This window comes from Kribbella sp. NPDC004138, assembly GCF_053603655.1.
In genome coordinates, this window is record NZ_JBSGFZ010000009.1 from 88,443 (window position 1) to 101,016 (window position 12,574).

19 protein-coding genes are annotated in these 12,574 nt (G+C 68.0%); 8 read left to right on the forward strand and 11 right to left on the reverse strand.

Going from position 1 to position 12,574, the window contains the following annotated elements; genetic code table 11:
- Nucleotides 1-20: 20 nt before the first annotated feature.
- Nucleotides 21-965 (forward strand): phosphotransferase, encoded by a 945-nt coding sequence (locus tag ACWEOO_RS14725; RefSeq protein WP_452143394.1) that lies wholly within the window; start codon nt 21-23, stop codon nt 963-965.
- A gap of 4 nt (nt 966-969) precedes the next feature.
- Here the strand turns inward: ACWEOO_RS14725 and ACWEOO_RS14730 are convergent, their stop codons facing one another.
- On the reverse strand, nt 970-1,344 hold the full coding sequence (locus ACWEOO_RS14730; protein ID WP_359940232.1) for a hypothetical protein: 375 nt from the start codon (nt 1,342-1,344) through the stop codon (nt 970-972).
- Nucleotides 1,345-1,404: 60 nt separating this feature from the next.
- Entirely contained in the window at nt 1,405-1,677 is a 273-nt protein-coding gene (locus tag ACWEOO_RS14735) for a hypothetical protein (protein WP_452143395.1), read from the reverse strand.
- A gap of 88 nt (nt 1,678-1,765) precedes the next feature.
- Between ACWEOO_RS14735 and ACWEOO_RS14740 the strand changes: the two genes are divergently transcribed.
- Nucleotides 1,766-2,104, forward strand: a complete 339-nt coding sequence (locus ACWEOO_RS14740; protein WP_363707174.1) for a ClpX C4-type zinc finger protein — start codon at nt 1,766-1,768, stop codon at nt 2,102-2,104.
- Between the two features lie 4 nt (nt 2,105-2,108).
- On the opposite strand, the gene ACWEOO_RS14745 is transcribed toward ACWEOO_RS14740, so the two are convergent.
- The 5 genes from ACWEOO_RS14745 to ACWEOO_RS14765 form a co-directional block, all read right to left on the reverse strand.
- Nucleotides 2,109-2,960 carry an alpha/beta fold hydrolase gene (locus ACWEOO_RS14745; RefSeq protein ID WP_452143396.1) on the reverse strand — a complete coding sequence of 284 codons (852 nt, stop codon included), beginning with the start codon at nt 2,958-2,960 and terminating at the stop codon, nt 2,109-2,111.
- A 102-nt stretch (nt 2,961-3,062) separates the two neighbouring features.
- Nucleotides 3,063-3,227: a hypothetical protein gene (locus ACWEOO_RS14750; RefSeq protein WP_452143397.1), complete on the reverse strand. Its 165-nt coding sequence runs from the start codon at nt 3,225-3,227 to the stop codon at nt 3,063-3,065.
- Between the two features lie 45 nt (nt 3,228-3,272).
- Entirely contained in the window at nt 3,273-4,040 is a 768-nt protein-coding gene (locus ACWEOO_RS14755) for a phosphotransferase enzyme family protein (protein WP_452143398.1), read from the reverse strand.
- 12 nt (nt 4,041-4,052) lie between these two features.
- Nucleotides 4,053-4,487: a VOC family protein gene (locus ACWEOO_RS14760; RefSeq protein ID WP_452143399.1), complete on the reverse strand. Its 435-nt coding sequence runs from the start codon at nt 4,485-4,487 to the stop codon at nt 4,053-4,055.
- A gap of 59 nt (nt 4,488-4,546) precedes the next feature.
- Complete coding sequence (locus tag ACWEOO_RS14765; protein WP_452143400.1) at nt 4,547-5,041, reverse strand: hypothetical protein; 495 nt, start codon at nt 5,039-5,041, stop codon at nt 4,547-4,549.
- Between the two features lie 339 nt (nt 5,042-5,380).
- Between ACWEOO_RS14765 and ACWEOO_RS14770 the strand changes: the two genes are divergently transcribed.
- The 5 genes from ACWEOO_RS14770 (at nt 5,381) to smpB (ending at nt 9,087) form a co-directional block, all read left to right on the forward strand.
- Complete coding sequence (locus ACWEOO_RS14770; RefSeq protein WP_452143401.1) at nt 5,381-5,962, forward strand: helix-turn-helix domain-containing protein; 582 nt, start codon at nt 5,381-5,383, stop codon at nt 5,960-5,962.
- Nucleotides 5,959-6,324, forward strand: coding sequence for a hypothetical protein (locus ACWEOO_RS14775; RefSeq protein ID WP_452143402.1), 366 nt, complete (start codon nt 5,959-5,961; stop codon nt 6,322-6,324). Before ACWEOO_RS14770 ends, ACWEOO_RS14775 begins: the two co-directional genes overlap by 4 nt.
- Before the next feature lie 83 nt (nt 6,325-6,407).
- Complete coding sequence (locus tag ACWEOO_RS14780) at nt 6,408-7,544, forward strand: class I SAM-dependent methyltransferase (protein WP_452143403.1); 1,137 nt, start codon at nt 6,408-6,410, stop codon at nt 7,542-7,544.
- On the forward strand, nt 7,545-8,627 hold the full coding sequence (locus tag ACWEOO_RS14785; RefSeq protein WP_452143404.1) for a hypothetical protein: 1,083 nt from the start codon (nt 7,545-7,547) through the stop codon (nt 8,625-8,627).
- The gene (gene smpB, locus ACWEOO_RS14790) at nt 8,608-9,087 is read left to right on the forward strand and encodes an SsrA-binding protein SmpB (protein WP_452143405.1); all 480 of its coding nucleotides are present in this window, start codon (nt 8,608-8,610) and stop codon (nt 9,085-9,087) included. The genes ACWEOO_RS14785 and smpB overlap by 20 nt, the downstream gene beginning before the upstream one ends.
- Nucleotides 9,088-9,102: 15 nt before the next feature.
- Here smpB and ACWEOO_RS14795 read toward each other — a convergent pair whose 3' ends face one another.
- The 4 genes from ACWEOO_RS14795 to ACWEOO_RS14810 all read right to left on the reverse strand — a co-directional run bounded on the left by ACWEOO_RS14795 (nt 9,103) and on the right by ACWEOO_RS14810 (nt 11,679).
- Nucleotides 9,103-9,846: a VOC family protein gene (locus ACWEOO_RS14795; protein ID WP_452143406.1), complete on the reverse strand. Its 744-nt coding sequence runs from the start codon at nt 9,844-9,846 to the stop codon at nt 9,103-9,105.
- Nucleotides 9,847-9,935: 89 nt separating this feature from the next.
- Nucleotides 9,936-10,259 carry a VOC family protein gene (locus tag ACWEOO_RS14800; RefSeq protein ID WP_452143407.1) on the reverse strand — a complete coding sequence of 108 codons (324 nt, stop codon included), beginning with the start codon at nt 10,257-10,259 and terminating at the stop codon, nt 9,936-9,938.
- Nucleotides 10,260-10,278: 19 nt separating this feature from the next.
- The gene (locus ACWEOO_RS14805; RefSeq protein ID WP_452143408.1) at nt 10,279-10,947 is read right to left on the reverse strand and encodes a Type 1 glutamine amidotransferase-like domain-containing protein; all 669 of its coding nucleotides are present in this window, start codon (nt 10,945-10,947) and stop codon (nt 10,279-10,281) included.
- Nucleotides 10,948-11,187: 240 nt separating this feature from the next.
- On the reverse strand, nt 11,188-11,679 hold the full coding sequence (locus ACWEOO_RS14810; RefSeq protein WP_452143409.1) for a hypothetical protein: 492 nt from the start codon (nt 11,677-11,679) through the stop codon (nt 11,188-11,190).
- A gap of 175 nt (nt 11,680-11,854) precedes the next feature.
- Here ACWEOO_RS14810 and ACWEOO_RS14815 point away from each other — a divergent pair, with 175 nt between their 5' ends.
- Complete coding sequence (locus tag ACWEOO_RS14815; RefSeq protein WP_452143410.1) at nt 11,855-12,484, forward strand: glyoxalase superfamily protein; 630 nt, start codon at nt 11,855-11,857, stop codon at nt 12,482-12,484.
- Nucleotides 12,485-12,574: the final 90 nt, after the last annotated feature.

Genomic DNA, 12,574 nt, shown 5'->3' on the forward strand with positions numbered 1-12,574 from the left:
CCCTCGATTATGGTCCCCGCATGCAGATCGACCGCGGCGCGTATCCGGACGCAGTGACCCCCTGGGAGGACCCGGCGTGGCGGGCAGCCGCGCTCGGCTGGCTGGACGCGCGACTCGACGAGGCCGGCGTTCGCGAGACCGGTCCGCGGCGGGTCCGGGTCCGGCCGTGGTCGGTGCTCGTCCGGGTCGAGGCGGAGGAGCCGGTCTGGTTCAAGGCCGCGTCGCCCGGGAGCGCGTTCGAGGCGGGGCTCGGCGAGGCGCTGTCCCGGTGGGTGCCGTCCCACGTGCTCACGCCGTACGCGGTCGACGCCGCCCGCGGCTGGTCGCTGCTGCCGTCCGGCGGGCCACTGCTCCGCAGCCTGGAGATCGGGCCGCGCGAGTGGGAGGAGGCGTTGACGCAGTACGCCGAGTTGCAGCGGGCCCTCGCACCGCGGGTGGAGGAGTTGCTGGGACTCGGCGTGCCTGATGCTCGGGTATCGCTGCTGCCGTCGATCTTCGACGAGGCCGTCGCCGGGAACGGGGCGCTGGATGCGGCGGAGCGGGAACGGTTGCGGCGGTTCCGGCCGCGGCTGGTCGCGTGGTGCGAGGAGCTTGCGGGTCTCGGCGTACCGGATTCGCTGGATCATGCGGATCTGCACGACGGTCAGATTCTGGTTGCCGGGGCGGGGCGGTACACGTTCTTCGACTGGGGTGACGCGAATGTGGGGCACCCGTTCTGCAGTTTGCTGGTCGCGCTCGATCGTGCGGCCGACGACCACGGCTCGGAGGTCGTCGCTCGGTTGGAGGACGCTTATCTCGAGCGGTGGACGGACGGTCACTCGCTGCCCGACCTGCGCCGCGCCGCCGAGCTCGCCCGCCGGCTCAGCCAGCTGACCCGCGCAGGCTCCTGGGCCCGCCTGTTCCCGACAGCCGCCCACATCGGCGATCCCGAACGCGCGGCCGCACTGTCGCGGTTGGCCGGGTGATCCGTCAGGTGGGGATCCATTCCGGCCACCAGGGCGGGACGTTGCCCGGGCAGGTACCGGGTGAGGCGGCCGGGGTGCCTTGCCACGAGAACAGGGCGAGGTCGGCGATCGCGATCGCGATGGCGGCGGCGATCAGCGAGAACAGGAACGCCTTCCCGGCGTACCGGAAGACGACGGTGAACAGCACCAGATTGACGATCAACGCGATCGGCACACCGAGGAAGAGCAGCGTCAGCCCGTTCGGCACGCTCCCGGTGACGTCCACCTGACACGCCTTCCACGCCCGCGACGTCACCACCACCAGCCCGAACGCCGTCCCACCACCGACCACCACCGCAAGGAACGACTCCCCCTTGCTCCCCTTCGCCGCAAACGCCATGAGGATCACGGTAAGTGATCCACCGCCCCACTTCACCTCACCCCGGCGGGTACACCAGGCTCAATCGGGCTTCGGGCGGAGCCAGAGCATGGTGGTGATGTGGGTGAGGTCTTCGGGTTCGTGCGGGACGACGACGACCTGGTGTTCGTCCTCGTAGAGCACCCGGCCTGGCGCGGGTGACTCGTAGCGTTCGCACGGGACGTTGTGGGCCGCGAGGATCGCCAGGTAGCCCGGGAGCGGCTCCATGCGGTGCGCGGCAGACAACCGGAACCACGCCGCCGCCCGCAGGTTGGCCTCGTACATGGTGGGGTCGACGGTCGACGGGTTCGTCACCCCTTCCTCCGACCCGGTTGACCGTAGCAGCTTGTCAGGGCTAGCCTGACACGTGTGTCAGGGCAACCCTGACAGAGTGGAGGGCGGTATGCCGGACAACGTGCTGCGATGCTCGTTCTGCGGGAAGGTCGCCGACGAGGTGCAGCGGCTGATCGCCGGGCCAGGCGTGTTCATCTGCAACGAGTGCGTCGACCTGTGCGTGCAGGTGATCGACGAGCAATCGTCGCTCCCATCGCCGGACGGCAAGAGCGACGAAGAGTTGCTTGCGGACATCGCGCGGCTCGACAAGTCCCGCGGGCAGGTCGAGGCCGCCGTACAGGAACGCGTACAGACCCTGCGCTCCCGATCCGTCACCTGGGCCCGCATCGGCGAAGCCCTCGGCATCAGCCGCCAGTCAGCCTGGGAACGCTTCTCCGGCGAGGAATAGGCCGTCAGCCTGCCGTGAACGCCGCGATCTCGGCAAGGTAGCGGTCAGGCTCCTCGACATTCGGGAAATGGGCACTCTCGCCGAAGACGCGGAGCTGAGCCTGCGGTAGCCGGGTGGCCAGATCACGGCACGCATCCACGCCCGCGTTGCGATCCCAGAAGCCGACGAGCACCAGCACTCTCACTTCCAGCGCGGCGAGCTCGTCGACGAGCGGCACCCGCCGCGGCGGCTCAGCGGCGAGCGCGGCCGCCATCTCGCCGGTGTTGACGAGCCCGCTCTCCTCCCACAGCTCACGGACCCGCCGCGCCGCCGCAGGCCGACGGAACAGGAAGCGGTTGACGGTCTCCCGGTCGACGACATCCCAGACCGCGCCTGGCCCCGACTCAGCAACCGCGGCGCGGATCGCGGCCCGCATCTCGTCGTCGACGGCAACGGCTTCGAAGCCGGATCCCCACGTCGACGGCGTGAGCGGCCCGGCCAGCGCGGTGCCTTGAAGGATCAGGCCGGCGACGCGATCCGGATAGGCGACGGTGTACTCGGCCGCGAGATCCCCGCCGAACGAGATGCCGAGCAGCACGATCCGCGGCAGGCCGAGATGCCGCCGCAACTGTTCCAGGTCGTCGACGAGCAGCGGTACGGCGTACCGCCCGTCGCCGTCGCTCCGCCCGGAGCCGCGCTGCTCGTAGTACACAACCGGCCCGAGCTGCTCGAGCCCAGGCCCCGTCAGCCGCTCGAAGTCGTAGACGAATCCGCCGGGCCCACCGTGCACCACGACAACCGGCGTCCGCCCACGCAGGTCGCCCACCACCCGCACCCACTGCCGGACCCCGTTGAGCTCGACGTACAACTCACCCACCACCGCAGTCTCACACGACGCCGGCGTACAACGTCGCTCCGCGCTCTGCTGCCCGAGACCGACTGGCCGTCACCTCTCAGCTGACCTGTTGCCCTCAGCAAGCTAGACCTGGCTCTGATGCTTGCGCGGCCACAGCGCGATCGCGGTCGCGAACAGGGCCACCGCTACGACGAGGTCGAACAGTTCGCCCTGGCGGACCGCGGAGACGATGCCTCCGAGCCCGGCGAGAACGAAGCACACAGCCAGCAACGTCCGCAGCACTGTCATTCCCCCCACCCCCTACCCGCTAGATCGGGCGCCGCCCGGGGAGTGTTACGCGGGGCCGGAAAGCAGCGCGTCGATCCAGGCGTCGTGGTGCCTCGCGACGTAATCGGCGGCCGGGCCCCAGAAGTCGGCGTGGCCGTCCGCGTAAAGCTGGGCCCACGGTTGTTCACCGGTCTCGTGGCCGCGGACCAGCAGTTCGTACGATCCGCGCGTACGGGCCGCGATCTGCGCGGGGAACGCCCGGCGCTGCTCTTGGTCGAGCCCGTATGCGTCCACGAACGCCCGCAATCGCGGGGCGTCCACCGTCACGTCGCCTCCCGGCCACAACGGTACGAGCGACTGCGCGGCGTACCCGAGGTCCCACAACCGGGTCGCCGGCCCGGCGTTGTCCCAGTCGATGAAGACCCAGCGGTCGTCGTTGCAGACCAGGTTCCACGGGGCGAGGTCGCCGTGGCAGATCAGCTCGCCGCCGGCCGGGTCCGGTACCGCCGGGTGCCAGGCGGCGTCCGGCGGCGGTTCGAAGTCGTCCATGGCGTCGTGCAGCTCACGGATCAGCCGTCCGGCGCGACGCAGCTCGTCCAGCGTGAACGGCGGCAGCGTGTCCGCGAGCGCACCTGGGATGTACTCGAGGACGTGGCGCTCCTGCTCGTCGCGCCCGAACGTCCGCGGCGCGCCCTCGAAGCGCTTCGCCGCCAGATGGTCGAGCACAGCCTCGACCCCAGCCGTGTGGTCGAGCACCGGCTTCCGCACCGTCGCGCCGATCTTCACGACCCGGTCGGCGACGTTCCCGCCGGTCAGGACCTCTTCAGCTTCCACGCTCGCAGGGGATCAGTCGAGGCAGAACTCGTTGCCTTCGACATCTTGCATGTTCTGGCAGGACTCGTTTTCCTCGTCGGCCAGCAGCAGTTGCCCGCGGACGGCCCCCAACGCCTCGAGCCGCTGGCACTCGGCCTCGAGCACAGCGAGGCGCTCCGCACCGACGAGACCGGTGCCGACGCGGACGTCGAGGTGCACGCGGTTCTTCACGACCTTGCCCTCAGGAACCCGCTGGAAGAACAACCGCGGCCCTTCCCCGGTCGGATCGGCACACGCGAACCACGCCCCTTGCTGCTCGGCCGGCAGCGACCGGTCGTACTCCTCCCAGGACGCGAACCCCTCCGGCGTCGGCGGTGCGACATACCCCAACACCTCACACCAAAACCGACCAACCCGCTCAGGCTCCGCACAGTCAAAGGTGACCTGAAACTTCTTGACCGACGCCATACGCCCACCCTAGAACGTGCCGCTTCCGCCGGTCACCTGGTTTGCCACTCGATCGTTGCTCAGGTTTGCATGATGCGGACGAAGACGGTGGGGCGGGCGGCAGTGGGGTTGTCGACCAGGAGGTCGACGTACAAAGGCAGGCCGTTGGAGTCGGTGTCGTCGACCTGGTCACTCGCTCGCGCCGGCCAGCTGCTCGGCTGCCACTCGGCGAACCGCGCGGGCAACTCGTCGTCCCAGCCGGACTCCTTCGGCAGGGCCTCCGACCGGGTCGTGTCCGTCAGCGCGCCCGGCGTGAGCCGGTAGGTGCCAAGGAAGCCGGCCAGTCCGACCCGGTCGGTGGCGAAGCGCAGATAGATCTCATTCACGTCCCAGTCGCGAAGCTCCACCCATTCAAGCCCGGTAGCACCTGCCGGCAGGTGAATGTCGTAGTACTTCACATGCTTCGCGAATTCCGCGCTCTCACCAGTCCCCGTAGAGATCTCCACATGCGGCTGAACCGAGCAGCCGACCACGGCAAGAGTCGCCACAAGCCCCGCCGTACGTCGTCCGCGCACGCCGCCACCGTACAAGGCCAGGGTCTACACGCATGGATCTCGCAGCCCTGCAAGCCCGAGCCGTCGCCATCATCAACCAGCTCTACGACCGCCACACCGAGGCCGCGGGCCGCACCCCTTCGTCGGCGACCTAGGCGACCTCGCCAAACTCGTCATGGCCACCGAAGGCCGCCGCCACATCGACAACGCCGAAACCCGCCTCGGCCACGAACTCGCCGACTGTCTCCGCTCAGCACCCCTGCAAAACCAAACTGACCTGACGCTCGTGGAGGGCCTGTTTCTTTGGTGCAGCGCCGCCACCAGAGTATTATCTGATTAGATAAGGGCAGGGAGTGCCGGATGGACAAGGACAGTCAAGCGGTCGTCGATCAGCTGAACCACGCTCTCGCCGAGAGCGGGCTGTCCCAGGCTGCCTTCGCAGCTGCCCTCGGCACCTCCGCTTCGCGATTCTCGACGTACCGCTCCGGCAGGACGAAACCGACGGCGCAGTTCTTCCTGCGCGCCGGACGGATCGCGCACGCGCTTCACGAGGCGCGGGATCACAGGATCATGACGGCCCCTGCCACGGCAACCGCGATCCGCGAGGCGAGCGATACCGATTGGGCGTGGCGGATGTTGCTGCAGGGACGCGACCATCTGCGTTTGCTGCTCGACCGCCACGATGGCTCCGAAGCCGCCTGGGAGGCCGCGCCGGACACGACCGGTCATGCGGGTTTCGACACGTTGCTCGCCGTACTGACTGCCCAGGAGTTCAAGGCGGCAGGCGAAGATCCGCCCGCCTGGACCGACGTCGAAGCCCTGCCGGATCCGTGGGTCCCCGAGCATCCGTTCCTCGAGCGCGACGAGATCATCGAGCAAACTCCGGACTACCTGGCCCAGGTCAACATCTTCGTCCCCGCACGCGACCTGGTGACCGCATGAGCGACGCCCGCAATGAATTCAGAGCCGGCGAGATCGTCGATCTTCTTGCGGAACTCGACAAGCGACTTAAGAAGCGCGAGATCTCCGCATCGGTCTTCGTCGTCGGCGGTGCCGCCATCGCCGTCACCTCGAGCGACGACCCGCGCCGTACGGAAGACGTCGACGTCATCACCCGCGACGAGGCGGTCCTCGAGGAAGCACGTGCTATGGCGAGCCAACGCAAGCTGCCTCTGCTGGCGGTCAGAGCCGAGAAACTGTTGGCACGACAGCGATCCGAGTCGGCCGGGCCCGCACCCACAGTTGGCGTGGAGCCTTCAGCCGTACGGCGCTCAGCTCACTCGACGTCCCGTGAGCGGGACTGACCGGCGACGCCCCGAGGACCGCGGTATAGCCGCACGTAGAAAAAGGGCGGGCGGGTGCACGGTGGCCGGGGGATGATGGCGGGATGGTTGAGCGGCATTCGCGGGCTGTGGCTGGTGGGCGGGCTTTTTACTTCACTGAGCGGTTGTGGGAGTTGGCGGAGGGGCTTCCGGTGGAGGCTGTGCCGATCGAGGCGATCAAGGCGTTCGACGAGGATTGCTGGTTCGGGGGCCGGGCGGTCACCTGCCGGATGGTTGCGCGGCATGCCGATCTGATTCAGAAGGCCGATCTCAGTTATCCGGTGATCCTGTCGGCGGACGGGCGGTTGATGGACGGCGGGCACCGGGTCTCGAAGGCCTGGATGAGCGGCCGTACGACGATCGACGCCGTACGTTTCCCGGTCGATCCGGAGCCGGACTACGTCGAGTGGCACACCGATCCAAAAACGACGCCGGACGAGTCCGCGGAAAACGTCGTACGCGACAACCAACAGTACTGGGAAGCGTTGGCGCCGGCGCGCAAGGGCGTATCGGTGGATTCGCTTCGCTCCGGAGCCGGCGTGTTCAACGAGCACGAGCGCACGGCAATCGGTGACGTCAACGGACGACGGGTGCTGCAACTGGCCTGCTCGGTGGGCGACGAGGCGCTGACGTTCGCGCAGCTCGGAGCCGAGGTCACCGCCGTCGACCTCGCGCCGAGCCACTTGGCCACGGGCAGAGCGAAGGCCGACGCCCTGGGCTTGGCCGTGGACTTCCGAGAGCAAGACATGATGGCTCTGTCCAAGGACCTCAACGGGTTCGACCTGATCTTCATCTCCTGGGGCGGTCTGTGCTGGGCGCCGGACATCAATGCCTGGGCCCACCTGGTCGCGCAACGACTCAACCCCGGCGGTTCGCTGGTCATCAGTGAGCACCACCCGTTGTGGGAGGTGCTGACGGTCGCCGACGAGGACCGCCTGAGCGTCTCCGGCGACTACTTCGTCCCCGATCGCGCCGGCTACGCCGATCCGCTCAAGGCGCCCGAGATCACCCGGACGCTGGGAGTCCCGGATCTCCCCCACAAGAGTTTCGTCTGGAGCATCGGCAACGTCATCGGCGCCGTCCTGACCGCCGGGCTGACGCTCCGCTCGTTCCAGGAGTTCTCCGAGGGCGACATGTACCCGGCCCTCGGCGACACCGCCGATCGCATCCCGGCCACCTACCTGCTGACCGCCACCCGCTGAATGCCCCACTACCCGCCGCCCGCGAGACCACTCGGCCCGGACGCCCAGGGTCAGTGGGTCGCTCGCTGGACGTCACCGGAGTGGACGCAGACCGCAGACGCATGGGTAGGCGACCGCCTCGCCGAGCACGGCCGCCGGATCAGCGGCGAGCCCGTCACCTACCGGGCTCGCTTCTGGTCGGTGGTCCGCTGCTACACGACAGTCGAGGGCCTGGTGTGGTTCAAGGAGAACAACCCGGGCCACCGATTCGAGCCAGGCCTGGTCGCGACGCTGGCACAGTTCGCGCCGTACGACGTGATCCTGCCGATCGCGCTGGACCGCAAACGCGGCTGGATGCTCACCGACGATCACGGTACGACGCTCTGGCACCCGGACGTCGCGGATCAGCCGACGCGCTGCACCGTCGTACGCGCACTGGCCCGCCTGCAGTGCTCCCTGCTCGGCCGCCTCGATCCGGCCGAGTACCCCGGCATGATCGAGCTCGCCCCGGCCGCGGCCGGCGATCGGGTCCGCGCGGTGGCCCGGGAGTGGGCGGACCTGCCGCCCGGGCATCCGCTGTACGCCGATCCGGCCGTGGTGGCCCGCGTCGACCGAGCCGCCGACGTACTGGATCGGCGGACCGCGTCGCTCAGCGGCACTGTTCCGCTCGACCTGGAGTTCAACGACGTCTACCCGGCGAACATCTTCGCCGACCGTTCCACCGGCGTACTCCGGCCGCGGTTCTTCGACTTCGGCAACACCATCTGGGCGCATCCGTTCGTCACCCTGCACGGCTTCCTCGACGCGGTGGCCGACTGGACGCGGGCGCCGTTGTCCCGCGAGCACCGCGACGCCCTCCTCGACGCGTACGTCGACGTCTGGTGCGACCGTCTCGACGCGGATCCGCGGGTACTGCGCCGCGACCTCGACGCCGCCGAGGCGCTGGTCGGTGTGCACCGCCTCGTCTCCTGGCTGCGCCTGATCCCGTACGCCGACCCGATCGAGCTCCGCACCCGCGCCGAGATCCCACGGAAGTACCTGGCCGGGATCGCGGCGCTGGCCGGCCGCCAGGCAGAATCGGACTGTGAAGAAGCCAGAGGCTGAGCCCGTCGTCGCGCGCAACCGCAAGGCTGCCCACGACTACCAGTTGGGCGAGTCCTGGGAGGCGGGGATCGTGCTGCAGGGCCTCGAGGTGAAGGCGCTCCGCGCCGGGCGGGCGTCGCTGGTCGGCGGGTTCGCGGCCGTCGAGGACCGGGAGATCTGGCTGTACGGCGTGCACATTCCGCAGTACTCGCAGGCCCGCTGGTTCAACGAAGGCTCGCGGCGCAAGCGGAAGCTGCTGCTGCACCGGGCGCAGATCGACAAGATCGAGCGCAAGGTCAACGAGAGCGGGCTGACGATCGTCCCGGTGACCCTGTACTTCAAGGACGGCCGTGCGAAGGTCGAGATCGCCCTCGCGCGCGGCAAGAAGACCTGGGACAAACGCCAGACCCTCGCCGAACGCGAGGCGACCCGCGAAGTCGAACGCGTCGTCAACCGCCGCCTGAAAGGCCGCCGGGACTGACCCGCCAGGTTGCAGTCAGCGTGGGGCGAGGAGGCAGAACTCGTTGCCTTCCGGGTCGGCCATGACCGTCCAGGTGACATTGGTGCCGCTCAGATCGATAGGTGTCGCTCCGAGGGACTGCAGTCTGGCGGCCTCTGCCTCGACGTCGTCGCCTGGGTACGGGCGGATGTCGAGGTGGACCCTGTTCCAGACGGTCTTCTCGTCAGGCGTGCGGAGGAACTGCAGGTAGGGACCGACGCCCCGGGCGGAACGCAGTACTGCGTTGTGGTCGGTCACCTTGTGCACGGTCCAGTCCATGGCCTCGCCCCAGAAGTCGGCCATGGCGCGCGGATCCGCGCAGTCGACCACGACCGTGGCGATCGGTCCGGTGTCCTGGACCGGGTCGTGCCAGTCCAGCACGCAGAACTCGTTGCCCTCCGGGTCGGCCATAACTGTCCAAGAGACGTCGCCCTGGCCCACGTCGGCGAGTGTCGCGCCGAGATCCTTCAGGCGCGCCACCAGCTCCGCCTGATGGGCCGCCGAGGTGGTGGCGAGGTCGACGTGCACGCGGTTCTTCACCGTCTTGGGTTCCGCGGAGGCGACCAGATCGATACAGACGGCGACGGGGTCGGGGTCGGGGTAGACGAAGTCCTTGGGTTCGAGGTTGGTCACGCCGGGTCCCTCACTCGAAAGTTCCCAGCCGAGCACCTCCGCCCAGAAACCGCCGAGCGCTGAGTCGTCCCGAGCCTTCATATTGATCTGCACAAGCCGCGTCGCCATGCCGCCGATGCTAGCGACAGTCCCGTCGGCCACTCGCCAGGGTCAGCTCCAGAGGCAGAACGGGTGCCCCGCGGGATCCAGCATCACTCTTAGCCTGCTCGGGTCTCGGTCCGCCGGCTGCTGACGGGCCTCACGAGTGCCCGCGTGACCGCGGCCTGCACGTCGTCCACCCGGATCTCGAAGTGCATCATCTTCGTCTGCGCCGGGACCTCCTCCGGCCACACCGGAGGCACGTACCAGTCGTTGGCCTGGATGTTGAGCCACATTCCGCTCCTGGGGTCCTGCAAGGCAGCCCAACGCGGCTCGCGCTCAGCCACCTCCGCGCCGAGCAGGTCGCGGTAGAAGGCGACCTCGGCGTCGTACTCGTCCGGCGCGCAGTCGATGCACACCGCGTTCCACGCGAAACCTTGCATCGTCGGTCGCCTCCTTCGGCTAGGCGGGGAAGGCCTTCCAGTGTCCTTCGGAGACGACCTCGACGGTGCCATCCGCCACCGTGATCGCGGTCTCGTCGTCGATCGCGTACGCCGGACCTGCGATGGCGGCGGCCCATCTCTCCGCATCGGCCATGGTGTTGCCCGGCATCTGCTCGTGGTCCAGGTGCGGGTAGATGGAGAAGTCGACGACCCCGAGCGTGCGGTCGTCGGGCGCGGACGGCCAGCTGACAAAGTCGTCGCCGATCCGCGGGGTCATCACCATGCTGCCGGCACTGAGCCCCACCCAGACCGTCTCGGGCAGCGACGAGACGACGTCCGCCAGCCCCGACTCGCGCATCCAGTGACACAGGTACGTCGCGTCGCCACCGTCCACCAGCAGCACATCAGCCTCCCGAACCCACGGCACCCACCGCTCCTCGCCAATGCTGGGCAACGCCGTGAGCTCCAGAACGCCCAAGGACGCCCACCCCAAGCTGGTCAGCCTGTGAAACGGAGGCTCACCGACGACGGACCTTCGCACCGAGACAGGCCCGAGCATCGGATGACCCCACTGCGCCGTCGGGATGCAGAGCGCGCGAGACTCGGAGATCGGCTTGCCCAGCAGCTCGACCAACGCATCACGGATGCTGTCGTTCGTCACACCACCGGATGTGAGCAGCAGCTTCACAACACCTCCCAAGCCGAGTACGACGGATCCGCGTGAACAACCGCCTTTCACCTGTTCAACGCACACTACGTTCCGGATCCGACATTCTTGCCAGAAGATTCGGTGGGCGTCGATCCCCGGACATGCGAAGACGCCAGGTCAGCTACCGCTCGACATGGGTTTGTCGGCGCACTCAAGGGAAGCGCTGGACGAGCTACTCGTACGCCTGCAATCCCGAACCAAGAGGCGGACGCACGCCAGTCATTGCCGCACCTGTTCGATGCACGCCTGGCGCACGATTCCGGCTAGCTCATCCTCTGTCCGGCTCCACGGATCACCCAGGTCATCGTCGATCCCCCACAGCTCGCCTAGGGGCTGTTCGAAGGCTTCGGAGGCGTACCCGTTGCCAATCACAAGTCCGACGACTTGATTGACGACCCAGGCCCAACGAACCCGGCCAGTCAGATGCATGTTGGCGATGTGGTCGTATGCCACCTTGAGGGCCGCCCGCCTTGAGGATAAGGGGTCAACGCCCACGTCTGCGAGAGCTGCCGGGAGGAGATCGCGAACCTCACGGGTGTCCCGTCCGCTCAGGCCGGCTAGTTCCGCCAGCGACGCGCCGTCATACCCCTGAACGAGCCAGCTGGCCGCCCACATTGGCACGGACTCTGCATGCAGCCTGTCCAGGGCCAACCACGCGCCCACCAGGCCGGGTGTCGGCGTCTCCCCATCCGGAACAAATTCCTGCAACATGGCGCCATTGTGCTCGGGTCGCGCGCCACCGTCATGGCAGTTTCGCCGCCGGGTGCCCAATGCGCTGTGGTAATCTCAACTTCGCAGGCGCGGGTTCAATCCCGGTCGTAGGGCGCAGCGGCACGCAAGCCGAAAGGGCAAGGCCCACCTACTTCAGGACCGAAGAGGGAGCGCCATGCCCAAGCTCGAAACGTACAAGAAACAGGCGAAACTGCTCGTTCGCTGGCACCGCGAAGGCAACTTCTCGATTGGCGGTCGCATCCGACAGCTCGAGCGCTATCGCACGTTGTCCGACCGCGAAGCACTCGCGCTGAAGTTTCCCCTGACCGAGGCCCAGGAGGTCATCGCCCTCGAAGCGGGCTGCGCCAACTGGGCCGAACTCAAGGCGAACACGGAAGCGGCCCCGCCCACCAGCGAGCAGCCGGAGACTCAGTACACGCCAATCGCGAGCGCCAAACCCGTGCTGTACGTCGCCGACGTCGATGCCTCGGCCACGTTCTATCGAGACCAGCTCGGCTTCCGCATCGACTTCTTGCACGGCAACCCACCGTTCTACGGATCGGTGTCGCGCGACGGCGCGACCTTGCACCTGAAGCTCGTCCACGAGCCGGTGTTCGCGGCCGGCGCCGCGGAACGAGAAGGGCTCATCATGGCGTTCGTCGATACGCCGAACGTGCGCGAGCTTTACACGGAATATCTGGCCGCCGACACCGAGATCGTGCAGAAACTGACCAAACAAGCCTGGGGCGGCACCGACTTCATCGTCCGCGACCCGCACGGCAACGCGATCGCATTCGTCGGCTGAGGCCCGACGCGACGCGACGCAGGCACGATCACCACAGCCTCAAGAACCCATCCGTTCAGGAACTAACGACAGGCGACACCACCTCTGTCA